Here is a 24,855-nt window from a genome sequence, read left to right as displayed (position 1 = left end):
GGGCTGACAGGATTTCTCCCGTCAGCCCTTCCCTCAGGTCTCGAAAGAAACCTTAGCGGGACATCATGTTGATCGCAGTGTCATGCATGATGAAGATCGTACCGCCGATGATGACGATCACCGATGCCGCAGCAAAGATGAAGCACATCAGGTTCCAGCTCTGCTCGGTGCTGGTGTTCATGTGCAGGAAGAACACCAGGTGGACGACGATCTGCACGACGGCAAGAACCGTCAGTGCTGCAAGCGCCATCCCCGGAGACAGGGCGTGGGACATGACAGCGGCAAAGGATGCCACCGTCAGGATCACGGCCAGAACAAAGCCGATCAGATAGGACGGATAAGAGCCGTGGCTGTCACCCGTCATCGTGGTGGTAGGAGCCTGGGTCATTACATCACTCCTGCGAGATAGACGAACGAGAAGACACAGATCCAGACGATGTCAAGAAAGTGCCAGAACAGGCTGAGGCAGGCCAGCTTGTTCATCATACGCTCGGACAGATCCTGCGGACCCATCATCTGCACCATCAGAACAGCCATCCAGATCAGGCCGCAGGTGACGTGCAGACCGTGCGTTCCAACCAGCGTGAAGAACGCGGACAGGAATGCGGAACGGTCCGGACCATTGCCTTCTGCGATCATGGAGCTGAACTCATTCAGTTCCAGACCGACGAAGGAAAGACCCAGCACAAACGTAACGGCCAGCCACAGCAGGACCATCTTCTTGTTCTTCGCCAGCGCATTGAGCGAGGCGAAGCCGTACGTGATGGAGGAGAACAGCAGGATAGCCGTCTCGATCCCCACGTTCGTCAGGTCGAACAGTTCCTTGCCCGACGGGCCACCGGCATACTGGTTCCGGAGGACCGCGAAGGCAGCGAAGATCGACCCGAACAGAACACAGTCCGTCATCAGGTAGAGCCAGAAGCCGAACACGTTGGGGGACTCGTGGTGTTCCCCGTGGTGGTCGTCAGCGTGTGCCAGAGGCGACATGGTTGCTTCGTGAGCCATAAGTCTTATGCGCCCCTCTTACTCTGCTGCCTGGGCAGCAGCGATACGACGGGAATAGACTTCCTCGTCATGCTCGATTTCACTCACCGGGACATAGTAGTCGACGTCGCGGTCAGCGCTGCGCAGGATCATGGTTGCAACGATACCGATCAGGCCGATGGCAGCAAGCCACCAGATGTACCAGATCGAAGCGAAACCGAGGATGAAGCTGAACAGACCGATGAAGACACCAGCGGATGTGTTCTTCGGCATGTGGATCGGAGCCAGGGGCTTGCCGTGAGCCTGACGGCCCAGCTGCTTCTCGGTGTGGAACGTGTCGAGACCATGGATGTCAGGAATGACCGCGAAGTTATAAGCCGGCGGCGGAGAGGAAATGGACCACTCCAGCGTACGGCCGTTCCACGGATCACCCGTCAGATCAAGGTTCTCGGGCAGGTTACGGTCACGGATGGAAACGTAGAGCTGCGTAAGCTGGCAGACGATACCGAGAGCGATAACGATTGCACCAACTTCAGCAACGAGCATCCACGGATACCAGTCGGGGTTGTCGTAGTGGTTCATACGACGCGTCATACCCTCGAGGCCAAGGACATAAAGCGGAACGAACGCAAGATAGAAACCAACGAACCAGCACCAGAAAGCGCGCTTGCCCCAGGCTTCGTTCAGCTTGAAGCCGAAAGCCTTCGGGAACCAGAAACCCATGCCCGCAATGTAGCCAAAGTACACACCGCCGATGATGACGTTGTGGAAGTGGGCGATCAGGAACAGGGAGTTGTGCAGGATCCAGTCAGCGGCCGGCATGGCCATCATGACACCGGTCATACCACCGATGGAGAAGGTGATCATGAAGCCGAGCGTCCAGTGCATCGGAGCCGTGAATTCCACGCGGCCCTTATACATCGTGAACAGCCAGTTAAAGATCTTCACACCCGTCGGGACGGCGATGATCATCGTCATGATACCGAAGAAGGTATTGACGTTGGCACCGGCACCCATGGTGAAGAAGTGATGCACCCACACGACGAAGGAGAGCACCATGATGGAGCACGTGGCGTACACCATCGTCTTGTAGCCGAAGAGCGGCTTCTGGGAGAACGTTGCAGTGACCTCGGAGAAAACACCGAATGCCGGAATGACAAGGATGTAAACTTCCGGATGGCCCCAGGTCCAGATCATGCTGAGGTAAAGCATGACGTTGCCGCCGGCATCGTTCGTGAAGAAGTGCATGCCGAGGTAACGGTCAAGGCTGAGCAGAGCCAGCGTCACCGTCAGAACCGGGAAGGACACCATGATCAGAACGGTCGTGCAGAAAGCAGTCCAGGTGAAGACCGGCATCTGCATCCAGCCCATGCCAGGCGCACGCATCTTGACGATGGTCGTGAAGAAGTTCACGCCCGTCAGCAGCGTACCGACACCGGAGATCTGAACGGCCCAGATATAGTAGTCAACGCCGACACCCGGGCTGAACTGCATCTCGGACAGAGGCGGGTAAACCAGCCAGCCGCACTGAGCGAACTCACCGATGAACAGCGAGATGTTGATCAGCAGGGCACCGACCAGCGTCATGTAGAAGCTGAGCGAGTTCAGGAACGGGAACGCAACGTCGCGAGCACCGATCTGAAGGGGAACCACCAGGTTCATCAGGCCCGTCATGAACGCCATCGCCATGAAGAAGATCATGATGGTGCCGTGAGCGGAGAAGATCTGGTCGTAGTGATGCGGCGGAAGGTAACCTGGGTTACCCTTGTAAGCCAGCGCGAGCTGGGTACGCATCATGATGGCATCCGCGAAACCGCGGAACAGCATGACGATCGCCAGGATGATGTACATCACGGCAAGACGCTTGTGGTCGACAGTCGTCAGCCAGTTACGCCAGAGATAGCCCCATTTGCCATAATAGGTGACAGCACCCAGTACGGCGAGACCGATGACAGCAACACCAAGGAATGTACCGACAAGAATCGGCACATCCAACGGTATGGCTGATAAGGAGAGTTTTCCGAGCATCTGTCGGTTATTCCTTCATGCCAGTGTCGGACGGTGCAGCGTTGGAAGCAGACTGCATGTGCATGACCTTGCCCGTCTTCTTGTCCACCATCATGCCGTTGTTATACTTGGCAACGATGCCGTCGAAGAGATCCGGCTGGACATGCGCGAAATACTGTACCGGTGCAGCTTCCTGCGGTGCAGCATATTTCGGGTATGTGGTGTCGTCGAGATTTTCGCTTCCGCTCTTCACCTTCTCAACCCAGTCGTTGAACTGAGCCGGATCCATGGCAAGAGTGCGGAACTTCATATCCGAGAAACCACGGCCGCTGAACTGTGAAGCCTCACCGAGGTAATCCCCGGATTCACTTGCAAGCAGATGCAGCTGGGTCTGTTCACCCGGCATGGCGTAGATCATCGAACCCAGACGGGGAATGAAGAACGACGTCATGACGGAGTCAGACGTGATCTGGAAGTTCAGCGGCGTGTTCGTCGGCACATCCAGCTGGTTGATCGTTGCGATCCCCAGGTCCGGATAGATGAACATCCACTTCCAGTCGAGAGAGACCACCTGGACATTCAGGGGCTTGACGTTGTCAGCCGTCTGAAGCGGGCGGTACGGGTCATAGGCATGCGTGCTCCACCAGCTGATGGCACCAAGGATGGCGATCAGCAGGGCGGGCACGCCCCAGATGACATATTCGATTGCGGTCGAATGATCCCAGGTCGGGAGGTATTCGGCCTCTTTGTTGGAAGCACGATACTTCCACGCAAAATAAAGCGTCGCGGCGCAGGTAGGAACCACGATCAGCATCATGATGACGAATTCCGCCACCATGACATCGCGGTTCATTTCTGCGACCGGGCCGCGCGGCTGAAGCAGATCAACCGTACAACCCGATAGCATCAGCGCCGGCAACGCTGGGAGATATCGCCAGAGTTTTTTCATCGGTCCTGCTTTCATCATCCGTTCCGGCTTGCAGTAGTCGCCGGGAAACGGTTTGACACGATAAGGTCCGCATCAGTGCCGCCGAACGCTGCCATAGTCTGCTACCTTTCTCGTTCGTATCCTGACGTCAGGAACCGGATCAAAGATCCGACCCTGAAATTCATTCAGCATGGGACACGGCTGTCCCGGTTCCTCAGGTTTTTTCCGCCTGAATCGCCTCAAAGACAAGGCTTATCACGGATTTCGTGAGCCCTCCCCCAGGATAGCGGTCAGGATGAAATGGCTGTTTTTCGCCACATTTGATCTAATTACGACTTTCATTAATCATGAACATTACAGATTTTTAATGTAAACCCGTTTAGAATTGGCGGAAATAATTCAAGACTTTTTTGGTCCAAAAAGCAGAAAGGGGCGGCATTAACTGCCGCCCCTTCCATGATGACCAGTATCGTCGGAACAGTACTGTCAGTCGTTGTTACCAGACCGTACGCCCATGAACTGAATGAGAAACTGAAACAGGTTCACGAAATTGAGATACATCGTCAGCGCATCATAGACGCTCAGCTTCGCGACTTCCTCTGGACCAGCATAGGCCATGTACTGCTGGTACGTGATCTTGATCCGCTGCGTGTCATAGGCCGCCAGCAGGGTGAAAAGACCCACACCTATTACTGAGACCAGCATGGCCAGCGGCGAACTGTGCAGGAAAATGTTCACCACCGACGCCAGGATGATCCCGATCAGCCCCATGAACAGGAACGAACCGAGTCGAGCAAGATTGGCACCCGTCGTGTATCCCCACAGCGACATTCCAGCGAATGTAATGGCCGTCACGAAGAAGGTCCGGGCCACGGAAACGCCCGTATAGCTCAGCAGAAGGCTGGCCATGCTGGCCCCCATCGCGGCACTGAACAGCAGGAAAATCCCCTGCACTGCCGGACGCGAAAGACGGTTGACCCCGAAGGACAGGACCATCACGAACACAAGCGGCGCAAAAATGCTGATCCCGCCCAGAAGGGTGGGCCGCAGAACAATGGCGCCGTTCGGAAGCTCGGCCAGATGGAAGAACAGCGCGCGAAGGGAAGTCTGCGCAACGCCATAGGCGACCATTCCCGTGATCACCAGACCAAGCGCCATCCAGTTGAAGACCCGGCACATATAGGCCCGAAGTCCGGCATCGAGACTGCCGGCTCCGGCCTGAACACCGGCTCTGCTGAAGTTGGTATTGAAAGCCATGACACCTTTTCCAATGAGATGCCCTTCTGAAAAGGGCGCTTGACGAACCCGGGAGGGCCGTCCGTACACTCGGACTGAATGTGGGGTTTTTGCCGGAAGGGTCAAGAATACTCCGCCGTCCCTTACTTCTTTTTCATGGGAAACGCGCCTCTTGAGACTTTTTGTCGCACTCGACCTTCCTGCCGATCTCCGGGAAACGCTTGCGCTGATGCGCGGTTCCATGCCCGGTGTGCAATGGGTTCCAGCCGAGAATCATCACATCACCCTCCGTTTCATCGGGGAGGTTACTGACCGACACCGGATGGAGGAGATTGATCTCGCCCTCTCCCGCCTTGCCTGGAAACCGTTCGAACTGTCCCTTGCCCAGGCCGACATCCGCGAGGGCCTCAACGCCGACAGCCTCCTCATAGGCGTCGAACGCACCCCGCAACTGGATGCGCTCCAGTCCCAGGTGGAGAGCGCCCTCCGGCGGGCAGGATGTTTCCCTGCAAAACGACGCTTCCAGCCCGCCGTCACGCTGGGACATTTCTCCCCCAGCCAGCGGGCCGATGCGATCCAGTGGGTCCAGCGGCACAATCTCTTCCGCAGCAAACCGATGTCCGTGGAACACGTTACATTATTCGAGAGTCTGCGCAGCCTCGGGGAGCATGTCTACGTTCCCCGGGCCGAATACGCCTGGCAGCCGGACATGCCGCTGATCCCCGAGGAAGAATGACCTCTCCCCCCAATCAGACCCAGCAGCGCCTTGATGCGCTCCTCACGGAAGTCCGCGCCTGCCGGGTCTGCGAGGCCCATCTTCCCCTCGGAGCCCGGCCACTGATCCACGTTTCCGCTACCTCCCGGATCCTGATCGCCAGTCAGGCCCCGGGCACCAAGGCCCATATCGCGGGAAAATCCTTTTTCGATCCGTCCGGAAACCGCCTGCGCGACTGGCTCGGCATTTCAGAAGACATCTTTTATGACACACGCCACATCGCCATCTTTCCGATGGGCATGTGTTATCCCGGACGCCAACCCAAGGGTGGCGACAATCCACCCCGCCCCGAATGCGCGCCCCTCTGGCGCCGTCGCGTGCTTTCCCTCATGCCGGACATCCGCCTGACGCTCCTTGTCGGAAGCTATTCCCAGAATCACGTTCTGGGGCGCGGTTCGGTCACGGAGCGCGTCCGGAACTTCCGTGACTACCTGCCAGACTACTTTCCCCTGCCCCACCCCTCATGGCGCACAGGTGTGTGGGAAAAGAAGGCGCCGTGGTTTCAGGAAGAGGTCATCCCCGCCCTGCGCGAACGCGTTCACGCGATACTGGCCGAGCGCTGATCAGACCGCCTTGGCCTGCTTGAGCGCCTCGACGAAAAACCCTTCCACGCCCGATGCCAGGATCTGCACACCAATCGCCAGCAGGATCAGCGCCGCAAGCCGGCTGACAATCCGCGTCCCCGTCACCCCCAGCATTGCCACGACACGTTCGGCATAAGCGTAAACGACCGCCACCACGACGGCCATGGTCGTCGCAGCAGCAGAGACACCAACATAATAGTCCGCCGTGGGCATATGCGGAGGCGTGGACGAACTCAGGGCAATGGCCACGGAAATGCTCCCCGGCCCCACCGTGAACGGCATGGCCAGCGGAAAGAACGCCGTCTCCCGCAGATCCGGCGTACTCACGGTCCGCCCGCCCTGCAACGCCTGCTTTTCCTTGCGCGCCTCGGACGTCTCGGGCTGCAACAGCATCAGCCACGCACGGGAAGCCACGACCAGACCGCCCGTAATCCGCAACGCATTGATCGAAATGCCGAAGAACCCGAGGATCCAGCTCCCGAACCAGATGGACACCAGCATGATGCCCAGCGAATTCAGCGCGACCTGACGGGCGAGTTCGACAACCTCGCGGCGATCACGCCCCTCCGTCGCCTGCGCGAAAATCAGCGAGGCCCCCAGAGGGTTGATGATCGAGAAAAGCGCCGGAAAGGCAATCAGCCAGCTGCTGAGGGTATTCCCCAGCCCGGGTGCAAGGCTCATGAGCCTGTCAGACCTGACGCAGCCTGTGGCTGGCGCTTGCGAGCCAGACGTTCCTCACCCTTCAGAAAAGCCCGCAGCATCCGATAGTCCTCGGAAAAACAGCACACCGTCCCGGCCGTCCTGTCCGGACAGACCGTCAGTCCCAGATCGTTATAAACCGCCATCAGCGACTGGCCAACCTGTATGAAGGCGAGCTTGCACCCTTCCTGCAACGCCAGATCCCGCAGCCGCCAGATCGCCGCGACACAGTTCCGCTCAGCCCCCGCCGGATCGCCCAGCCCGATGATGAACTGCCCCGTTCGCAGGAAGGGAATGGCCGCACGTCCCGCCTCGTCCAGCAGGAGCCCGGTCGGACGGCGTCCGCCCAGTTGCGGCAGCGCATGGGCCAGACTGTGATAGCGATGCGCGTTCTCCGCCGTCCAGGCTTCAAACCGGATCCGCGTCCGACGCATCCCGCGCCACAGGACATAGAACCCGCACAGCGCCGAAAATCCGAGAAACCAGCGCCCCACAGCCGTATGGGCATCATAGATCATGGACCGCCACCAGATCGGCCCCAGATGACGCTGCACGGCCACCCAGCCGACACCCAGCAGTCCCAGCCCCCACAGCGAGAGCGGCGCCAGCATTGATGGCGTCAGAGGCGCTGCCAGAAGATGCGCGCGGCGGTAGTAGCAGTTCCGGAACGGCAGCAGCAGCAGCATCACGAGAATAATGACCACCGGCCCTTCCCAAGGCGCATGGCGCAGCATCAGCAGCACAACCGCTGCACCCAGCATTCCGAGAGAAAACTTCCACGCCAGCGCCACACGCTGCGACAGCCCCCACGACAGCGCCACCAGCCCGACACCCGCCACTGTCAGCAGCAGATCCGCAATCTGCGACACCGCCGCGCCAAGCGATGTCTGAAGCGGCGGCAGGTTCGCAACCAGCGCATAAAGCACCAGCAGAATGCCCACCACGGCCTGAACGCCCGTCGCCACGGCCACGGAAAAATCAGCCTCGGATTCCCGGACAACCTGACTGGGCCGCACACGGCGCGGCGTCTGTCCGGCTGATACCAGAGCCTGCTCGCCCCGCAGGAAAAGCTCATGTCCGGCAAACATCAGCCCCGCGAGAAGCAGCGGAATGATGTAATAGAAAAGCCGGAAAACGAGGATGGCCCCCATGATCTGCGACGCCGGCAGGTACGCCTGCAACGCCAGCAGCATGGCCCCGTCAAAGACGCCCAGGCCCCCCGGAACACTGGCCACAAGACCCGCCGTATAAGACGCCAGATAAATCGCAAGGAAGGTCCCGAACCCGAAATGCGCCTCAGGCGGCAGCGGAGGAAGCACGCAATACGCAATCAGCGCCGTCGCCGCCATGTCCGCCGCACTGACCGCAATCTGCGCGATCGCAATACCGGGCCCCGGAAGCTCGATCTCGTATTTCCAGATCCGCACATGCCGCCGCACACGCGCCACCAGCACATAGGCCAGCAGCACGCCCCACAGCCCCAGTCCCGCCAGCCGAAGCAGAAACACCGGCAGATGAGACAGAACCGGCACGGCATGCGGCTCGATGATCAGGATGCCGCCGATCAGCGCCATCGTCCCCAGCAGATAGGTCGCCGAGCAGAACGCAATGATCTGCGCAATCGCGCCCGGTGCGACACCCCAGCTCCGATAGAGCCGGAAACGCACCGCCGCCCCCGAAATCGCCGCACAGCCCAGGTTATGGGACAGCACATAGGAGCAGAACGCCGCAAAAGCCGAGCGCTGATAGGACACGTCCGCCCGCACATGCAGACAGGCCAGACGGTCATAGAAAGACAGAATGAAATAGGACAGAAGCGTCGCCGCCCCGCCCGCCAGCAGCGCAGAGCCCGGAATGGCACTCAGGCTGGCAGTGATGTCGTGCAGCGACAGATGCCGCAGTTCCCGCCAGATAACGGCCACTGCCGCCACCAGCAGGATCAGCCCCACCAGAGCCGGCGCACGGGAGATCAGAACCTGCCACCGCCGCTTCGGCTGCCCGGCTTCCGGACACACGGCATCCGCCGGCCCCGTGATCACGGATGCCCCGGCTTCCTCCACAACGGAAGAAACCTGAACATCCTGTGGCCTCACGTCCGGTCTGTTATCCCTGGGCATGCCCACGGCTCAGTCCTGCACAGGCTCTTCAACAGGCCGCGCGAGAGCATCCCGGATCAGGCCGACCGTTTCCGGCAGCCCAAACAGGGACGCAAAAATCCCGAAGCGCGGCCCTTCGCTCTGACCCAGCAGCACCTCATACAGGCACCCGAACCAGGACCGCAGTTCCGGCTTGGCGAAATAGCGCTTTCCCACCTCGAACACCACATCCTGCACTTCGCCCGGCGGCGTGTCCGGCGCCAGCTTCGCCAGTTCGTCCGCCAGATCCACCAGCCCCTTGCGTTCGGTCTCCGTCGGCGCACGATAGGTCTTGTTGGGGTAAACCTGCTCCTTGAAATAGGTCAGCGCACAATGCACCAGCCGGTCCACATACGGATGCGTCTCGGGCGACAGCGTCGGGTCATAGCGCCGCAGGAACTTCCAAAGCGTCTCCGGCTTGTCGGCATTGGCCACGTTCGCAAGATTCAGCAGCGCCGTATAGGACACCGGGCTGGTATCCTGCGGACGGATCGTCCCGCCATGGATGAACCATACCGGATTGGCCATCAGCTCCGGCCCTTCCTGCGTCTCAGCTTTCTGCACGAGCGTCAGGTAATCATCTGTCGCACGTGGAATCACGTCGAAGAACAGACGCTTGGCCCGGGTCGGCTGCTGGAACATGTACTGCGACAGGCTCTCCGGCGTACCGTAACGCAGCCACTCCTCAACTGACAGACCATTGCCCTTGGACTTGCTGATCTTCTGCCCCTGCGCATCAAGGAACAGCTCATAGGTCAGACCCGCAGGCGGCTCCTTGCCCAGAATACGGCAGATCTTCGAGGACAGCTTCACACTGTCGATCAGATCCTTGCCGGACATTTCGTAGTCCACGCCCAGCGCATACCAGCGCATGGCCCAGTCGGCCTTCCACTGCATCTTGGCATGACCACCCAGAACAGACGTCTCGAACGTCTTACCGGCCTCGTCCTTCCAGACAACGGTCCCGGCCTCCGGATCAACCTTGATGATCGGCACCTGCATGACCTGCCCGGTCTCGGGATGAATCGGCAGAACCGGCGAGTAAGTGGCCCGGCGCTCCGGACCAAGCGTCGGAATAATGGTCGCCACGACTTCATCATGGACTTCAAGCATACGGCGCAGCGCCGCATCGAAGGTGCCGTTCGTATAGTACTGCGTGGCGGAGGCGAACTCGTAATCGAAACCGAAACTGTCGAGGAACTGGCGAAGACGCGCGTTATTATGCGCGGCAAAGCTGTCATATTCGCCAAACGGATCAGGCACCCGCGTCAGCGGCAGCCCCAGATGCTTGGTCAGAAGCTCCTGCTGCGGCACATTGGTCGGCACCTTGCGCAGCGCATCCATGTCATCGGAGAACGCGAGCAGACGCGTCGGACGGCCGGTCAGCGCCTCATAGGCCTGACGCACCCAGGTCGTCCGCGCCACTTCGCCAAACGTGCCGATATGCGGCAGACCCGACGGGCCATAACCCGTTTCCAGAAGGGCCGGAGCCTGCTCCGAAGCATCAGAAGCGCGCGCATCCATGCGCGCGGTGATTTTTCGCGCCTCTTCGAACGGCCATGCTTTCGGAAGCGGCGCGTCAGGAGAGAGGGACGGGGCGATAGGTGTCTTGGATTTCTGCATGATTACCGGAAAAGGTAGGGAGACACTCCTCCCCGGTCAAGCAATACGACACATTACGGTTTCAGCCAGACACATCCTTGTCATGACGAAATATTTCAGGGACTTTTCCGCACCTCCCAGGCCTTTGCAGACAGCCAGCTTTCACGTTCCGTTCGCAAAACCCGCAAAACATCCTCGCCCGCCTTTCCCCTTCCCGCTACACTGGCGACAATGCCCCGCGCCCCCACCTTCCTGTCGCCATTCGACGCTCCGGCCCTCGTCGCCCGTCGCGGCCTGTCCTCGCTCCTGACACCGGACGGCGAACTTCTGGACCTCACGGCGGAAGAAACCCGCGACCGCCTCACCCAGCTTCCCCCGCCCCTTCTGGTCCACGGCCCCGCCGCCCTGCGCGCGCTGGATCTCTCCCCGCTTTCCCAGCCCGTGCCGTGGTTCGACCTGCTGGACCTCTTCCTGTTCGTCCGCCCCGCCACAACCGTCGCTCCCACCCCGCGCGGACTGGCCCTCGCCCTCGGCATCGAACCACCCGAAACCATCGGCGCGGACCTCCTCCCCGTCCTGTGCGAAACCCTGCTCGACGAACTGCGGCACAAGGCCGAAACCCCCGAAGGCACCCGCCTGCGCGCCCTGATGGTCCCCCTGACCCGCGCCGGCTGGGCCTGGAGCGGCGAAGTCACGGACGTCCTCGGAACCCCACGAGACACAACAGGCGCCCATCCCTACGAAGCGATCCGCATCTGGAAACGCCTGCCTCGCTGGGAAGAAACCGCTCCGCGCCCTGCTCCCGGAAGCCAGCCCGTCTCCCCCAACGCCGCCCGCCAGCGCCTGCGTGAAATCCTTGGAAAAAATGCCGAAATCCGCCCTGGACAGGCTGATTTCGCCTCTGTCGCCACAGCCGCTTTCGAGCCGCGCGAAAGCATCGGCTCCCCCAATGTCGTCCTCGCCGAAGCCGGAACCGGCACGGGCAAGACGCTGGGCTACATCGCCCCAGCCAGCCTCTGGGCCGAACAGAATGACGGCGCCGTCTGGGTCAGCACCTATACCCGCCATCTCCAGCGCCAGATCGAACAGGAACTCCGCCGCCTTTATCCCGACGAGACAGTCCTGCGGGAGAAAGTTGTCGTCCGCAAAGGCCGCGAGAACTATCTGTGCCTGCTGAACATGGAAGACCTGCTCAACGTCGCCACCTCCCGTGGCCCTGACGGTTACGCCGCCCTGCTCCCCATGGCCCTGCTCGCCCGCTGGGCCGAAGCCAGCCGTGACGGGGACCTCATGGGCGGCGATCTCCCCGGCTGGTTTGGCGAACTCTTCGGCCACGGCACACTGTTCGGCGTGGCGGACCGGCGCGGCGAATGCATCCACGCCGCCTGCCCCCATTACCAGACCTGCTTCGTCGAACACGGCATCCGCCGCGCCCGTCAGGCCGATCTGGTCGTCGCCAACCACGCCCTTGTCCTTTCACAGGCCGCCTGGGCAGCCCTCGCCCCACCTGGCCTGCCTGACGAAGACACCACACCCACACGCTATGTCTTCGACGAAGGCCATCACATCCCGGACGCCGCCGACAGCGCCTTCGCCACGGCCCTGTCCGGCCTTGAAGCCGCCGAACTCCGCCGCTGGCTGCTGGGTGCCGAAGGCAGCCGCTCCCGCGCCCGTGGCCTGCAACGCCGGCTGGACGATCTGGTCGAACGCCTCCCCATGATCGACACGCCGCTGCAGGCCGCACTTCAGGCTGCCCGCGCCCTGCCCGCGCCCGGCTGGAGCACGCGCCTGCGCCCCGAGAGCCCCGCTGACGAAGATCAGGATTTCATTCCGCCACCCAGCGCCCCTGCCCTGCTGATCCCCGAAGAGCCCGCACCGGAAAACCCGTCCGAAGCCTTCCTGCGCGCTCTGGACCACCAGCTTCGCGCCCGCCAGACCAAAGACAGCCGCGACGGCTATATTTCGGCGGAATGTGACCTGCATCCCGTCAATGAAGATGTCGCCAGCGCCGCCGAAACCCTCAGCCGCGCCCTCACGCGCCTGCGCGATCCACTGAAACTTCTGGCCGACCGTCTCGCCGCACAGGCCGAGGACGATGCGGAAATGGACTCCCCGACCCGCCAGCGCATCGAGGCCATGATCCGCACCCTGCACCGCCGAGCCATCAGCCGCCTGTCCGGCTGGATCGGCATGCTGGACGCGCTTCAGACGCCACCAGAACCCGACGTCACCCCCACTTTCGTGGACTTCATCCGCACCGAACGCCTGCCCCGCACCCGCGCGACACAAGGGGATCACGACATCGGCCTGTACCGGCACTGGCTGGACCCGACCATTCCCTTCGTCTCGACAATCCAGACCCCCGCCCACGGCCTGCTCATGACGTCCGCGACCCTGCGCGACCAAACCGGCCATGGCGACACACAGAACGAGGCAAGCTGGCACGCCGCCGAACTGCGTCTGGGCGCCACGCATTTCCTCAAGCCACCCATCCGCGCCTCGGTCATGAGCCCGTTCGACTACGCCACACAGACGCGCGCCTATGTCATCACGGACGTCTCGGGCGAAATCCCGTCCCTCGCCCACGCTTTCCGGGCCCTGTTCGAAACCGCAGGCGGGGGCGCGCTCGGCCTCTTCACGGCCATCCGCCGCCTGCGCGAAGTCCATCGCCGCATCCACGAGCCGCTGGAAACACAGGGCTTCCCGCTTTACGCGCAACATGTCGATGCCATGGACAACGCCACCCTCGTGGACGTCTTCCGCACCGAAACCCATAGCTGCCTGCTGGGAACGGACGCGATGCGTGACGGCGTGGACGTCCCCGGCGAAGCCCTGCGCATGGTCGTGTTCGAAAAGACCCCCTGGCCCCGCCCCGACATCCTGCACCGCGAACGCCGCCGCCTGCTGTCCGAAGGCCGCCCCGGCGATTACGACGACCGCATCACCCGCATGCGTCTGCGGCAGGCGTTCGGCCGCCTGATCCGTCAGGGCACCGATCGCGGTGTCTTCGTCATGCTGGACCGCCGCATGCCTTCACGCCTGCTCTCCGCCTTCCCGGACGGCGTAGACGTCCGCCGCATGCCGCTGGCGGACGCACTGGAAGACATCGCCCGCTTCCTGCGCCCCGAGGAGCAGGAAAACGGACCGCCCCTCCTTCAGGACTGACCTGGGGGCTGAACCGACTGCTGCGCCAGGCTGCGCATGCTGGTTGCCAGACGGTCCCGAAGCTGATGCAGTTCCTTTTCCTGCTCCTGCGCCCGCTCGGCCGCGAGCCTGTCGTTCTGCGCCATTTCGCCCAGAGCCTGCGTGACCTTGTCAGCGGCCTGCGCCAGCGCTTCCATCTGCCGCGGGTCCACGCCCCGGCTCGCAGCGGTCGTCCGCGCGGCATCCAGCGCACCATCAGCCACAAGCCCCAAAATCTTGTGGTCTGCCTCATTCAGCGCATCGCGCGCCGTAGCGGCATTGCGGTTGTCCACCTGCCCCACTGCCACCGCACAGGCCGCCTTCAGATTGGGAATGGTCTTCGTCAGCGCCGAATGCAGCGCCATGATCCGCGCTTCCGCCGCCTCACGCGTGCTCTTGATCATCGGAATGGTCAGGGCAGCCCGCATCAGTCCTTCGCGCTGCTCACTCAGATGTCCCGAGAAATTTGCCAGACGCCCGCGCAGTTCCATGACCTCGGCCGCATCCACGGGATCCTGCGTCTCCAGAGCATGCTGCCGCAGCGCCTCAACTTTCCGCTCACCGTCCTCAAGCGCAAGCTGCCCAGCCGCAATATCGATATTCAACTCCCGCACGCCATGCCGTAGGGCCTGATACATGTCCTCAAACGAGGTAATGTTCCGCTTGAGATCGGCAATCGTAACCCGCGCTTTAGCCTCCTGCTGGTCCATCAGGGCATTGAACTTCTTGCGGTTTTCAGCAAATCCGCTCAGCGCATCCTTCGCGCCCCCCAGCAGACCACCCATTTTCGCCAGAAACCCACCAGGAGCCCCCCCTTCGCCCCGCGCCAGCTTCTGCAGATCCCCGATCCGCAGGATCTTCACGCCATCCAGAACACCCGCCGCGATTTCCCCAACCGCATCACTTTCGCCCAGCGTCCGTCCGGCCAGCATGCGATCCGAAACCTTCGCAAGCTCCCCAAGCGCGCCCATGCCATGCGACAGAAGCGTGTTCAGATCCCCGAAATCGATCGTTCCGGCCCGCCGATGCGCCTCCTCAACCATATCCGCCGGCAGACGGCTGATCTCCACCAGCCGCGGAAAAGCCGGCATCGGCTCCAGCGCCACCGGCACAGCCCCACTGCTAACCGGGGCCTCAACCTTCACAGGAGCAGGCTCATCAGCATAAAGATCGCTCAGATCCAGCGGTCTGGTCTCGTCAGCACTCATGTCAGTCATCCAGCGTCAGGGTGAAGGTCGGATCGATGCGGAAGTTCGGGTCCGGCTTACCGGTATCGTACATCGCCGTCCCGACTGCCAGAAACTCGACGATATGGTCGCCCCAGACATGCGATTCCTCACGCAGTGTCGTGCCGATGATCTCATTGGCCCCGACTTCCGCCGCATGGGCCGACATCCGCTCCATCGCGTGCTCGCGCGCCGTGTAATAGGCCTGCGTGAACAGATCGAGCTCCACGCACTGCATGGCCTGCTTGAGCGTCGTCATCAGGCTGCGGCGCGGAATATGCTGCACACAACACCCCAGAACCAGATCCAGCGGCCGCCGCCCGGACCGCAACGCCAGCGCGAAATCCTGCCCCGACAGATCGGACGTAAACGGCCGCCCGTCCGGTCGCCGATACCCCGGATGTCCCTCGGCATGAACGATCGCCGTCCCGAACGCCCGGAACTCCAGCATCCCGCTATCGGCAAGCTGTGAAATCTCCAGCCGCGTCCCCACGATCCCGTCCGCGCCAAGCTGCTCGGCCTCCTCGCGCATGATCTCGACCGCCTTCTCACGCGCGCCATACATGGCCCCCGTCAGATCCGTCAGTTCGTAGGACGTGTTGCGGAACTGCGTATTGGCCTGCACCTTCCAGATGCTGTTCCCCAGACACAAGCCCAGCGCCCGGAATCCGGCCTGCTCGACAACCAGCAGTTCGCGCACGCTGAAATCCGACGTCGCAACCCGGCCTCCAGAAACCCTCACCGGGAGCGCTTCGCCACCCTGCGCCGGTTCGGACGCACCGCTGCCGCCCCAGCCCGGAGGAAGACTGTCAAAACCCGGAACCTGATCAAAGATACCCATGGGAATCCCGCTGCAAAATCCAAAAGAACACGAGGTCACTCAAAACGCGCCTCAGAAAAGATCGCCCAGCCCGTCAAACAGACCACCGAGCCCCTCGGTCACTTCGCTGACAACCTCGCCGCCAACCTCAAGCCCCAGAACAGTCGCCTCAACGCGCCCTTCCCCAGCCTCTTCCTCAACTTCGATCCGGTTGGACACCCCAGCAAACAATGGCCGGTGCTGCATGCCGGTTCGAACCGTCTCCTCCAGCCCACAGACCATTGAGGGCAAGACTGCGCCCTGTCCCCCAATCCGCCGATACCCGAGGATACTCACAGCCGCCCGGACCTGAATCGACCGCACGACACCCCGCTCCGACCGGACCACCAATCCAACCGTCTCATCATGCCCCAGTGCGCCATCCCAGTCCTGACACACCGGATCGTTCCGCAAGCTCTGCGCCGCCGCATCCCGCGCCGCCCGCTTGGCCTGCGTCAGAAGCGCGCTCTCCCCGATGCTTATCGCATCGAAAAAACCCTCCAGAGGCCCCGTATACCGGACCTCTTCCCACGTCCCGACGCCATAACTCACCGGCACGATCCCCGCCGCAAGCGCCACATCAAGCGTCGCCGCATTCCACGGCACACAGGGAATCACGCCGCGCCCCGCCAACTGCGGAATCCGCACGGCCTCCCCATGCAGCATGAACCCCAGCCCACCTCCATGATGCTCCAGCCGATACCGCAGGTTCAGAACCGCATCCGCCCCCAGCGCCCGCGCCTGCTCACGGATCCGGTCCGTCGCCGTCCGCCAGCCCGCCTCATGCACGGCCTGCCAGCCCAGACCGGATTTCCACCAGGTTTCCGCATGAACATTCCCGATCGGCACCATCGCCATCGACGGCGCCAGCAACGCCTGTCGCACCGAGCCCAGCCGCACCAGCGGCCGGGGCCGCCCCTCCAGTTCATGAAAAGCCCGGGATTCAGGCTCCTTCTTCGCACCGGACGACCACGGAAACAGCCCCATCACGGCTGGAAATCCGTCAACTCCGCCGCGGCCTGTCCCTCACCCGAAACCGCCAGCCCCGCCTCATGCATTTTCTGACGCAACTGCATGATCCAGTCCCGGATAGGAACCTGCTTGCGGCTGATGACCACGCCGCGAACCTCATGCGCAATCTCGGCCACGACCGCAGCCCCCTCACGCCGAAGCACAAAAACCCGCGTCTCGAACCGAAGCGCCAGCCCCTCGATCTCGACCGTCCGCTTCAGCCAGCCCCGAGCCCTGCGTGAGACGGTCGTCTGACGCGGAAAAGCCTGCTCGCAGAACACGGCGAACTTCTCCAGAAAGCGCTCACGGCCGCCCTCGGCTTCCCTGACCAGCGCCGCAAGATCGTCGATATTCCCGCTCATGAGCCCCTCTCCGAGATCCCTGTTACATTTCGACAGGTTTCAGCGTCCGTCAATCAGGAAATTACGCCCCCGGAAAGTTCGTACAAAAAAAAGCCCCCGACCACACGGGCCGGGGGCTCTTCAGGACCCCGAAAGGTCCAGGCCGTTTTTCAGACTGACAGGATCAGAAGTTCAGACCGGCCTGCAGGAAGAAATAACGTCCCTGATAGAAGCTGCCATAGGTCGCGCCGGCGCTATTATCCACGCCACTGGCCACGAAGGGAGGCTTCTTGTTGGTGATGTTGTTGATGCCGCTCTCGAAATTCCACTTCTTCCAGCGATATGCCAGCGTCAGATCCTGTTCGATCATCATCGGCGTCTTGTAACGGCCAGCCGTCGTGGAGTTCAGGAACTCGGACTGATCGTTCCAGCGCATACCGCCGATGAACTGCACCATGTAGGTCGCCGTGAAGGCGCCATGGGTCCAGCCGAACGTCGCATAGTCACGAACGCGCGGAATGCCATAAGACGCATTGGGGTTGTTCGGACCACCTGCATACAGCAGCGCACCGGTGTAATTGGTGAAAGAGCCACCCGGGACCAGCTGCTGGGTGTAGTTCAGCAGGTACTGGAAGTTGTTGGAGACCGACAGGACATCGTGACGTGCCACCCGGATGCGGTAGTCGAAATCGAAGTCCACACCGCTCTCATGCAGCGCACCCGTGTTCTGGTTCATCGCCGAGACCGTATTGATCTGGCCATTCGACAGACGGTTGATCGTATTGCACAGCGAAGGGCTGGTGCCCGTGTAGCATCCGTCCAGAATATACTGCGTCGGAAGCGCGCTGATCGTATGGTTGACCGAATAGTGCCAGAACTCACCCGAAATGGAGAGGTTCGGGATCCAGCGCGGCGTGATGATCGTACCGAACGTGTAGGTCCGCCCGATTTCAGGTGCCAGATGCGAATTGCCACCACCCAGCGTCGGAACCTGGCCCGTACCGGACTGATGGAACGTGGAGGTGTTGATCCCCTGCTTCGCACAGGTCGCCGCAACCGCCGCCGAAGCAGCACCATACGTGCCGACCTGACCCGCATCGCAGGGATCATTGGCAAGGTTGTAGCTGAGCGACTGACCGCCATACAGCTCATAGACGTTCGGCTGACGATAGGACGTGCCGATCGTACCACGGAAACGGATATCCCGCGTCGGAGCCCAGTTGATGGACGCCTTCCAGTTCTTCGCCGTGTCGGACGTCGTGCTGTAGCCCGATGCACGTCCCTGCACGTCGACCGTCAGATCCTTGGCGAGGAAGACGTTCTTCAGCAGCGTCGCCTTGGCTTCCGCATAACCTTCCGTCACGTCGAAGCCGCCGCTGGTCGGCAGAACCGTATTGGTCAGGCTCTGTCCGCTGCTGATCAGTTCGTCAGGCGTGTTGGTCAGCTGCTCACCACGATGCTCGAAGCCCACGGCAATACCCAGATCGCCGCCGCCCTTCCAGGGCATCGTCGTCACGTGGTTGTTGTTGATGCGCAGGTTCCAGTCACGGAGCTGGTAATGCGAATGCGTGTTCGTGTTGTAGTTGACGTAGGACGCGGCCTGACTGCCCATCGTCCCGAACGGATTGCTGCATCCGAAAGACGGGCAGACCGACGGGTTGTAGACCAGAGCGCTCGTCGCGCTGGACGGGTCAGCCTGCTGCAGACCATAGGCGTTCAGCAGGTTCGTGTACGAACCCACGTTCTCCAGGTGATCCGTCGACATGTTGGAACCGTAGGTATACGACAGGTCGTAATTCCAGCCATACGCAATCTCACCATTCACACCCACCTTGGCGGTGACCGTGTCGGTGGCGTTCTCGTCGCGGCGGTCCCCGAGCTCCGTCAGACGCTTCGTGATGTCCACATCCTGACCGAACGGGTTGTTCGGATCATTGGCCGGCACCGTCAGAACGGACGGCAACGTGCTGGGCTGGACAGAACCATCAAACGGCTCGGCCGCCATATAGGTGGAGCTGGTCCGATGCGAGTACATCACATTGGAGTACAGGTTGGCATGCCGGTTGAACTCGTAGTGGAAATCACCCGAGAGGCTGGCATCCTGAAGCTGGTTGAGCAGGCTCTGATGCCGGCCGTAGTCATAACGGTTGTTCGTGCCCCAGTTGCTCACCGTCTTGCCGTCCGGCGCGACAGCGGCGTCTATGCCTGCGGCATCGTTCTTGACATGCGTATAGTTCGAGTAGCCTGAACCAAAGGTTTCCGGTCCTGAGCCAATGGGATTGTCGGACAGTTGCACCGGGTTGGCCCAACTGCGGTCACGCTGCAGAACACCGCCCTGCGTCATGTACTGGCCGAACAGCGTCAGGTTGCCCTTGTCATGATCGAAGTTCCAGCCCTTGTAGGCGGAGATCATGCCCGTATCGTTGTCACCATGGCCAGTGATGCCGCCACGGATCGTGATGTTTCCATCCGACAGGTCATGGCGCATCTTGATGTTGATGACGCCCGACACGGCATCGGCACCATAAAGCTCGGAACCACCGTCCTTCAGGATTTCGACGCTGGCAATCTGCTGGACCGGCAGCGCATTCAGATCGATACAGTTCGACTGACCGTTCAGCGTGGCGCGCTTGCCGTCGATCAGGACGAGAACGCGGTTGGACCCGAGGTTACGGATATCGGTGCAGGCCGCGCCGCCCGTACCGTTGGTTTCCGCGTTGTTTGACCCCGTCCCGCCGATGGACGGAATGCGTGCGAAGAAATCGCTGAGCGTCGTGGCACCCGTCTGCTGGATCTGCTTGGCAGTCACGATCTGGACGGGATTGGCGTTCTGGTTATTCGAGGAGGCCAGCGCCGACCCCGTGACCACCATACGCTCGGTGCCGCCCGAAACGCTCGGGGTTTCCAGAGCGGCCGCACGGCGACGCCGCACTGCGGAGGACGAGGTCGTGGTGACGGGCACGGCAACGCTGGAGGTGGCGGCCGGAGCAACAACGGCGGATGTGGTCCCCTGGGCCGCAGAGATCGGCGCGGCTGCCTTGTGAGACACGGCCTTGTGAGCCCGATGTCCGGCCTGTGTCGTGGACGCGGCAAATGCCGTCCCCGACAGGGTTCCCACTCCGAGAATTGATGCACACAGCAACAGATGACGGCGAGATGTGTTCATCAACGAACAATATCCTTCAGAAGAATGATGCCGCCTCTCTAAAGATGTCAGAGCGTTGCTGTCACGGAAAATACATACCAGCCATGCTTCCAGTGGCCACTTGCATGCCACAAGTGTGAAAAATGCAACACCTATACCCCATCCGGGTTTTATCGTTATCTTTCAGCAACTAAATCTCCAAAGAAAAAGCCCCTGACCCGAAGGCCAGAGGCTTTTTAGCAACATATCGGATCTCCTCCGGCCCGTCAGACAGGCCGGAGGACAGACTGGACTTCGATCAGAAGTCCATGTCACCCATGCCGCCCATGCCACCCGGAGCAGCGGCCGGAGCCTTCTTCTCGGGGCGCTCGGCAACCATGGCTTCCGTCGTGATCAGCAGACCGCCAACCGAAGCGGCGTCCTGCAGAGCCGTACGCACAACCTTGGTCGGATCGATGATACCGGCCGCGACCAGGTCCTTGTACTCACCCTTCTGGGCGTCGAAGCCGAAGACATAGCCGTCGTTCTCAAGCACCTTGCCTGCGATGACCGCACCGTCTTCACCGGCGTTGAACGCGATCTGGCGCAGCGGAGCCTGCAGGGCCTTGCGGACGATCTCGCCACCGACGCGCTGGTCGTCGTTGTCGAAGGTCAGACCCTTCAGAGCGGACGATGCGCGGGCCAGAGCCGTGCCACCACCCGGAACGATGCCTTCTTCAACGGCAGCGCGGGTTGCGTGCAGGGCATCGTCAACGCGATCCTTGCGCTCCTTCACCTCGACCTCGGTGCTGCCACCGACGCGGATGACGGCAACGCCACCAGCCAGCTTCGCCAGACGCTCCTGGAGCTTCTCGCGGTCGTAGTCAGACGTCGTTTCCTCGATCTGCGCACGGATCTGGTTGCAACGGCCCTTGATGTCTTCGCTGTTGCCAGCGCCTTCGACAATCGTGGTGTTTTCCTTCTCGATGTGGATCTTCTTGGCGCGACCCAGCATTTCGAGCGTAACGGATTCCAGCTTGATCCCGATGTCTTCGGAAATCACCTGGCCGCCCGTCAGGATGGCGATGTCTTCCAGCATGGCCTTGCGACGGTCACCGAAGCCCGGAGCCTTGACGGCAGCGATCTTCAGGCCACCACGCAGCTTGTTCACGACCAGCGTGGCCAGTGCTTCGCCATCGACGTCTTCGGCGATGATCACCAGCGGACGGCCGGACTGCACAACGCTTTCGAGAAGCGGCAGCATCGGCTGAAGCGAGGAGAGCTTCTTTTCGTGGATCAGGATGTACGGGCTGTCGAGATCAGCCGTCATCTTCTCCGGGTTCGTCACGAAGTACGGGGAGATGTAGCCACGATCGAACTGCATGCCCTCGACAACGTCGAGCTCGGTGTGCAGGCCCTTGGCCTCTTCCACCGTGATTACGCCCTCGGAACCGACCTTCTGCATGGCAGAAGCGATCATCTCGCCGATCTCGGTCTCACCGTTGGCGGAAATCGTTCCGACCTGGGCGATCTCTTCCGGAGACGTGATCTTCTTCGTATTGTTCTTCAGCTCGTCAACAACAACGGCAACAGCCTTGTCGATGCCGCGCTTCAGATCCATCGGGTTCATGCCAGCGGCAACAGCCTTGGCGCCCTCACGGATGATGGCCTGGGCGAGCACGGTTGCGGTCGTGGTGCCGTCGCCTGCGATGTCGTTCGTCTTGGACGCGACTTCGCGGACCATCTGGGCGCCCATGTTCTCGAACTTGTCAGCCAGTTCGATTTCCTTGGCAACCGACACACCGTCCTTGGTGATGCGCGGTGCGCCAAAGCTCTTGTCGAGAACAACGTTACGACCCTTCGGGCCAAGCGTGACCTTGACGGCATTTGCGAGGATATCAACGCCACGCAGCATACGCTCGCGGGCATCAGCGCCGAACTTTACGTCCTTGGCAGCCATAATTCTTACTCCTGAATGAGGTTCTTATGAGAGGAAACGGGGACGGCTGATCAGCCGATCACACCCATGATGTCGCTCTCTTTCATGATCAGCAGCTCTTCGCCGTCGATCTTGACCTCGGTGCCGGACCACTTGCCGAACAGCACCTTGTCACCAGCCTTGACGTCCAGAGCCACAATCTGGCCCTGCTCGTTACGGGCACCCGGGCCGACGGAAACGACTTCGCCTTCGGTCGGCTTGTCCTTGGCGGTGTCAGGAATGATGATGCCGCCAGCGGTCTTCTCTTCGCCCGTCAGGCGACGGACCACTACGCGGTCATGAAGGGGACGAAACTTCGTCATGGATCGCTCCATTTATGGCCACACCCTTGTACAAAGCAGCGTGACCGGGTTGTTGCACTCAATGACTGCAGTGCATTTTGGCACTCTCACATGGAGAGTGCCAAAGACATAGTCGCCCCCACCTTCTGCGTCAAGGATTCTCGCTTTCGTCCGGAGGTACTCCGGAAGAAAGTCTGCGCCCGTCCAGAAGCGCCTGCATCCGCTGTTTCTCAAGCGTTTCAGCCAGTTTTTGCCCCCTGGTCCGGCCGTGCAGACGGCGGCTCGCATCGGCGACCTTCGCATCCTCTACGCTCTTGCGGCGTTTGCGTTCCCGACGGAGATTGATGACGTCGCTCATGGCTCATGGCCTTCCGGGCATTACAAGACTGGATACACAGACATGAAACACAGCCCCTCGGACAACAAAACCCCCGCTTCCAGCGCTAACGGTCACATGACCAGCCTGACCGCATCCGATGGCCATACCTTCAAGGCCTGGGAAGCCGGCTCTGCGGAGTCGCCCCTCGCCGTCATTGTCGTGCAGGAAATTTTCGGCCTCACACCCCATATCCGCAACGTCTGCAACGACTTCGCAGCCGAAGGCTTCCACGTTCTCGCCCCGGCCGTCTTCGACCGTGCAAAGTCCGACGTCATTCTGGAATATACCCAGGCTGGAGTGACCGAAGGTCTGGAGCTGCGCAGCCAGATCCCGTCCGAAAAGACCCTCGCCGACATCGCCGCCTGCGCCAAAGCCCTGCGCGATGCCGGTCATAAGAAAGTTGGCATCATCGGCTTCTGCTGGGGTGGTCTCCTCGCCTGGCTCACCGCCACCCGCACCCATGACGTGGACGCGGCCGTGAGCTGGTACGGCGGCAGCATCGGCAACCATGTGGAAACCGCCCCGAACTGCCCGGTCGAACTGCATTTCGGCGGCGAAGATTCCTCCATCCCCCATACCGAAATCCAGAAGATCCGCGACGCCCGCCCCGAAGTCGAGGAATACGTCTATGACGACGCCGGTCACGGCTTCGGCTGCCCCGAGCGACCGAGCTTCAACCGCGACGCCCGCGACCTCGCCTGGTCCCGCAGCGTCGATTTCCTAAAGTCTCATCTCGAACAGAAGTGAGCCCCACCATGACCACGGACAACATCGCCGGAAAGGTCGTCCTCATCACAGGCGGCAGTTCCGGACTCGGCGAGGCCACGGCCCGTTACCTCGCTGCCCGGGGCGCAAAGGTGGCCATCGCCGCCCGCCGCCGTGACCGTCTGGACGAGATCGTCTCCGAACTCACGGCACAGGGCCAGACCGCCCGCGCCTACACGCTCGACGTCACGAAACGCTCCGAGGTCGAAGACACCGTCGCCGCCGTCACCCGCGATTTCGGCCGTCTGGACGTTCTGGTGAACAACGCCGGTCTCATGGCCATCGCCCCCCTCCAGAAGCTGATGGTCGATGAGTGGGACCGGATGATCGACATCAACATCAAGGGCGTGCTCTACGGCATCGCGGCTGCCCTGCCAGTGTTCGAAAAACAGAAATCCGGACACGTCATCAACCTGTCCTCGGTCGCCGGACTGAAGGTCTTCGCTCCGGGCGGCACGGTCTATTCCGGCACGAAATTCGCCGTCCGCGCCATCAGCGAAGGCCTGCGACAGGAAGCGGGCAACACCTTCCGCGTCACGTCCATCGAGCCCGGCGCGGTCCAGAGCGAGCTCAAGTCCGGAAGCGGTGACACAGACAGTCGCAAAACCGTGGAAGAGTTCTATAAGATGGCAATCCCGGCGGACTCAGTGGCCCGTGCCATCGCCTTCGCCATTTCACAGCCTGACGACGTGGACATCAACGAGATCGTTCTGCGCCCGACCAGACAGGAGTTTTAA

Annotated in this window: 21 protein-coding genes; 5 read left to right on the top strand and 16 right to left on the bottom strand. The window is 61.4% G+C overall.

What is annotated here, in order from left to right; genetic code table 11:
- Positions 1-52: 52 nt before the first annotated feature.
- The 5 genes from cyoD to ABF859_RS03905 all read right to left on the bottom strand — a co-directional run bounded on the left by cyoD (position 53) and on the right by ABF859_RS03905 (position 5,176).
- Complete coding sequence (gene cyoD / locus ABF859_RS03925; protein WP_062507471.1) at positions 53-388, bottom strand: cytochrome o ubiquinol oxidase subunit IV; 336 nt, start codon at positions 386-388, stop codon at positions 53-55.
- Positions 388-1,005: a cytochrome o ubiquinol oxidase subunit III gene (gene cyoC / locus ABF859_RS03920; RefSeq protein WP_062507473.1), complete on the bottom strand. Its 618-nt coding sequence runs from the start codon at positions 1,003-1,005 to the stop codon at positions 388-390. The genes cyoD and cyoC overlap by 1 nt, the downstream gene beginning before the upstream one ends.
- Positions 1,006-1,023: 18 nt before the next feature.
- Positions 1,024-3,012 (bottom strand): cytochrome o ubiquinol oxidase subunit I, encoded by a 1,989-nt coding sequence (gene cyoB, locus ABF859_RS03915; RefSeq protein ID WP_415526332.1) that lies wholly within the window; start codon positions 3,010-3,012, stop codon positions 1,024-1,026.
- Positions 3,013-3,019: 7 nt separating this feature from the next.
- Positions 3,020-3,958: a ubiquinol oxidase subunit II gene (gene cyoA / locus ABF859_RS03910; RefSeq protein ID WP_062507476.1), complete on the bottom strand. Its 939-nt coding sequence runs from the start codon at positions 3,956-3,958 to the stop codon at positions 3,020-3,022.
- Positions 3,959-4,405: 447 nt separating this feature from the next.
- Complete coding sequence (locus tag ABF859_RS03905; RefSeq protein ID WP_415526330.1) at positions 4,406-5,176, bottom strand: Bax inhibitor-1/YccA family protein; 771 nt, start codon at positions 5,174-5,176, stop codon at positions 4,406-4,408.
- Between the two features lie 151 nt (positions 5,177-5,327).
- Here ABF859_RS03905 and thpR point away from each other — a divergent pair, with 151 nt between their 5' ends.
- Complete coding sequence (thpR, locus tag ABF859_RS03900) at positions 5,328-5,891, top strand: RNA 2',3'-cyclic phosphodiesterase (RefSeq protein ID WP_415526328.1); 564 nt, start codon at positions 5,328-5,330, stop codon at positions 5,889-5,891.
- A complete protein-coding gene (locus ABF859_RS03895; RefSeq protein ID WP_415526326.1) occupies positions 5,888-6,493 on the top strand; it encodes a uracil-DNA glycosylase family protein in 606 nt (201 codons plus the stop codon). The genes thpR and ABF859_RS03895 overlap by 4 nt, the downstream gene beginning before the upstream one ends.
- Here the strand turns inward: ABF859_RS03895 and ABF859_RS03890 are convergent, their stop codons facing one another.
- The 3 genes from ABF859_RS03890 to ABF859_RS03880 all read right to left on the bottom strand — a co-directional run bounded on the left by ABF859_RS03890 (position 6,494) and on the right by ABF859_RS03880 (position 10,971).
- The gene (locus ABF859_RS03890) at positions 6,494-7,195 is read right to left on the bottom strand and encodes a MarC family protein (RefSeq protein WP_415526324.1); all 702 of its coding nucleotides are present in this window, start codon (positions 7,193-7,195) and stop codon (positions 6,494-6,496) included.
- Positions 7,192-9,252 carry a lysylphosphatidylglycerol synthase domain-containing protein gene (locus ABF859_RS03885; protein ID WP_415526666.1) on the bottom strand — a complete coding sequence of 687 codons (2,061 nt, stop codon included), beginning with the start codon at positions 9,250-9,252 and terminating at the stop codon, positions 7,192-7,194. Before ABF859_RS03885 ends, ABF859_RS03890 begins: the two co-directional genes overlap by 4 nt.
- A gap of 87 nt (positions 9,253-9,339) precedes the next feature.
- On the bottom strand, positions 9,340-10,971 hold the full coding sequence (locus tag ABF859_RS03880) for a lysine--tRNA ligase (RefSeq protein ID WP_415526322.1): 1,632 nt from the start codon (positions 10,969-10,971) through the stop codon (positions 9,340-9,342).
- 210 nt (positions 10,972-11,181) lie between these two features.
- Between ABF859_RS03880 and ABF859_RS03875 the strand changes: the two genes are divergently transcribed.
- On the top strand, positions 11,182-14,115 hold the full coding sequence (locus tag ABF859_RS03875; RefSeq protein ID WP_415526320.1) for an ATP-dependent DNA helicase: 2,934 nt from the start codon (positions 11,182-11,184) through the stop codon (positions 14,113-14,115).
- Here the strand turns inward: ABF859_RS03875 and ABF859_RS03870 are convergent.
- The 8 genes from ABF859_RS03870 to ABF859_RS03835 all read right to left on the bottom strand — a co-directional run bounded on the left by ABF859_RS03870 (position 14,106) and on the right by ABF859_RS03835 (position 23,332).
- A complete protein-coding gene (locus tag ABF859_RS03870) occupies positions 14,106-15,341 on the bottom strand; it encodes a toxic anion resistance protein (RefSeq protein WP_415526318.1) in 1,236 nt (411 codons plus the stop codon). The two genes, ABF859_RS03875 and ABF859_RS03870, sit on opposite strands and share 10 nt — an antisense overlap.
- 1 nt (position 15,342) lies before the next feature.
- Positions 15,343-16,200 (bottom strand): heavy metal-binding domain-containing protein, encoded by an 858-nt coding sequence (locus ABF859_RS03865; RefSeq protein ID WP_415526316.1) that lies wholly within the window; start codon positions 16,198-16,200, stop codon positions 15,343-15,345.
- A gap of 51 nt (positions 16,201-16,251) precedes the next feature.
- A complete protein-coding gene (locus ABF859_RS03860) occupies positions 16,252-17,205 on the bottom strand; it encodes a hypothetical protein (RefSeq protein WP_415526314.1) in 954 nt (317 codons plus the stop codon).
- Positions 17,205-17,591, bottom strand: a complete 387-nt coding sequence (locus ABF859_RS03855) for a hypothetical protein (protein WP_415526312.1) — start codon at positions 17,589-17,591, stop codon at positions 17,205-17,207. Before ABF859_RS03855 ends, ABF859_RS03860 begins: the two co-directional genes overlap by 1 nt.
- Positions 17,592-17,754: 163 nt before the next feature.
- Entirely contained in the window at positions 17,755-20,736 is a 2,982-nt protein-coding gene (locus tag ABF859_RS03850; protein ID WP_415526310.1) for a TonB-dependent receptor domain-containing protein, read from the bottom strand.
- A 277-nt stretch (positions 20,737-21,013) separates the two neighbouring features.
- Positions 21,014-22,654, bottom strand: coding sequence for a chaperonin GroEL (gene groL / locus ABF859_RS03845; RefSeq protein ID WP_415526308.1), 1,641 nt, complete (start codon positions 22,652-22,654; stop codon positions 21,014-21,016).
- Positions 22,655-22,704: 50 nt separating this feature from the next.
- Positions 22,705-22,995: a co-chaperone GroES gene (groES, locus tag ABF859_RS03840; RefSeq protein ID WP_062027127.1), complete on the bottom strand. Its 291-nt coding sequence runs from the start codon at positions 22,993-22,995 to the stop codon at positions 22,705-22,707.
- 130 nt (positions 22,996-23,125) lie between these two features.
- Positions 23,126-23,332, bottom strand: coding sequence for a DUF4169 family protein (locus tag ABF859_RS03835; protein WP_415526306.1), 207 nt, complete (start codon positions 23,330-23,332; stop codon positions 23,126-23,128).
- 42 nt (positions 23,333-23,374) lie between these two features.
- On the opposite strand from ABF859_RS03835, the gene ABF859_RS03830 reads away from it, so the two are divergent.
- Both ABF859_RS03830 and ABF859_RS03825 read left to right on the top strand, forming a co-directional pair.
- Positions 23,375-24,100 carry a dienelactone hydrolase family protein gene (locus ABF859_RS03830; protein ID WP_415526304.1) on the top strand — a complete coding sequence of 242 codons (726 nt, stop codon included), beginning with the start codon at positions 23,375-23,377 and terminating at the stop codon, positions 24,098-24,100.
- Between the two features lie 8 nt (positions 24,101-24,108).
- Positions 24,109-24,855: an SDR family oxidoreductase gene (locus ABF859_RS03825; protein WP_415526302.1), complete on the top strand. Its 747-nt coding sequence runs from the start codon at positions 24,109-24,111 to the stop codon at positions 24,853-24,855.

This window comes from Gluconobacter sp., assembly GCF_047722525.1.
Taxonomy (GTDB): domain Bacteria; phylum Pseudomonadota; class Alphaproteobacteria; order Acetobacterales; family Acetobacteraceae; genus Gluconobacter.
This window is presented reverse-complemented; position numbering and strand designations above follow the sequence as displayed.

Excerpts from the sequence above, each read along its gene's own strand:
- cyoD (WP_062507471.1), bottom strand. The coding sequence starts at position 388 with ATGACCCAGGCTCCTACCACCACGATGACGGGTGACAGCCACGGCTCT.
- cyoC (WP_062507473.1), bottom strand. The coding sequence starts at position 1,005 with ATGGCTCACGAAGCAACCATGTCGCCTCTGGCACACGCTGACGACCAC.
- cyoB (WP_415526332.1), bottom strand. The coding sequence starts at position 3,012 with ATGCTCGGAAAACTCTCCTTATCAGCCATACCGTTGGATGTGCCGATT.
- cyoA (WP_062507476.1), bottom strand. The coding sequence starts at position 3,958 with ATGATGAAAGCAGGACCGATGAAAAAACTCTGGCGATATCTCCCAGCG.
- ABF859_RS03905 (WP_415526330.1), bottom strand. The coding sequence starts at position 5,176 with ATGGCTTTCAATACCAACTTCAGCAGAGCCGGTGTTCAGGCCGGAGCC.
- ABF859_RS03895 (WP_415526326.1), top strand. The coding sequence starts at position 5,888 with ATGACCTCTCCCCCCAATCAGACCCAGCAGCGCCTTGATGCGCTCCTC.
- ABF859_RS03890 (WP_415526324.1), bottom strand. The coding sequence starts at position 7,195 with ATGAGCCTTGCACCCGGGCTGGGGAATACCCTCAGCAGCTGGCTGATT.
- ABF859_RS03880 (WP_415526322.1), bottom strand. The coding sequence starts at position 10,971 with ATGCAGAAATCCAAGACACCTATCGCCCCGTCCCTCTCTCCTGACGCG.
- ABF859_RS03875 (WP_415526320.1), top strand. The coding sequence starts at position 11,182 with ATGCCCCGCGCCCCCACCTTCCTGTCGCCATTCGACGCTCCGGCCCTC.
- ABF859_RS03870 (WP_415526318.1), bottom strand. The coding sequence starts at position 15,341 with ATGAGTGCTGACGAGACCAGACCGCTGGATCTGAGCGATCTTTATGCT.
- ABF859_RS03865 (WP_415526316.1), bottom strand. The coding sequence starts at position 16,200 with ATGGGTATCTTTGATCAGGTTCCGGGTTTTGACAGTCTTCCTCCGGGC.
- ABF859_RS03860 (WP_415526314.1), bottom strand. The coding sequence starts at position 17,205 with ATGGGGCTGTTTCCGTGGTCGTCCGGTGCGAAGAAGGAGCCTGAATCC.
- ABF859_RS03855 (WP_415526312.1), bottom strand. The coding sequence starts at position 17,591 with ATGAGCGGGAATATCGACGATCTTGCGGCGCTGGTCAGGGAAGCCGAG.
- ABF859_RS03850 (WP_415526310.1), bottom strand. The coding sequence starts at position 20,736 with ATGAACACATCTCGCCGTCATCTGTTGCTGTGTGCATCAATTCTCGGA.
- groL (WP_415526308.1), bottom strand. The coding sequence starts at position 22,654 with ATGGCTGCCAAGGACGTAAAGTTCGGCGCTGATGCCCGCGAGCGTATG.
- groES (WP_062027127.1), bottom strand. The coding sequence starts at position 22,995 with ATGACGAAGTTTCGTCCCCTTCATGACCGCGTAGTGGTCCGTCGCCTG.
- ABF859_RS03835 (WP_415526306.1), bottom strand. The coding sequence starts at position 23,332 with ATGAGCGACGTCATCAATCTCCGTCGGGAACGCAAACGCCGCAAGAGC.
- ABF859_RS03830 (WP_415526304.1), top strand. The coding sequence starts at position 23,375 with ATGAAACACAGCCCCTCGGACAACAAAACCCCCGCTTCCAGCGCTAAC.
- ABF859_RS03825 (WP_415526302.1), top strand. The coding sequence starts at position 24,109 with ATGACCACGGACAACATCGCCGGAAAGGTCGTCCTCATCACAGGCGGC.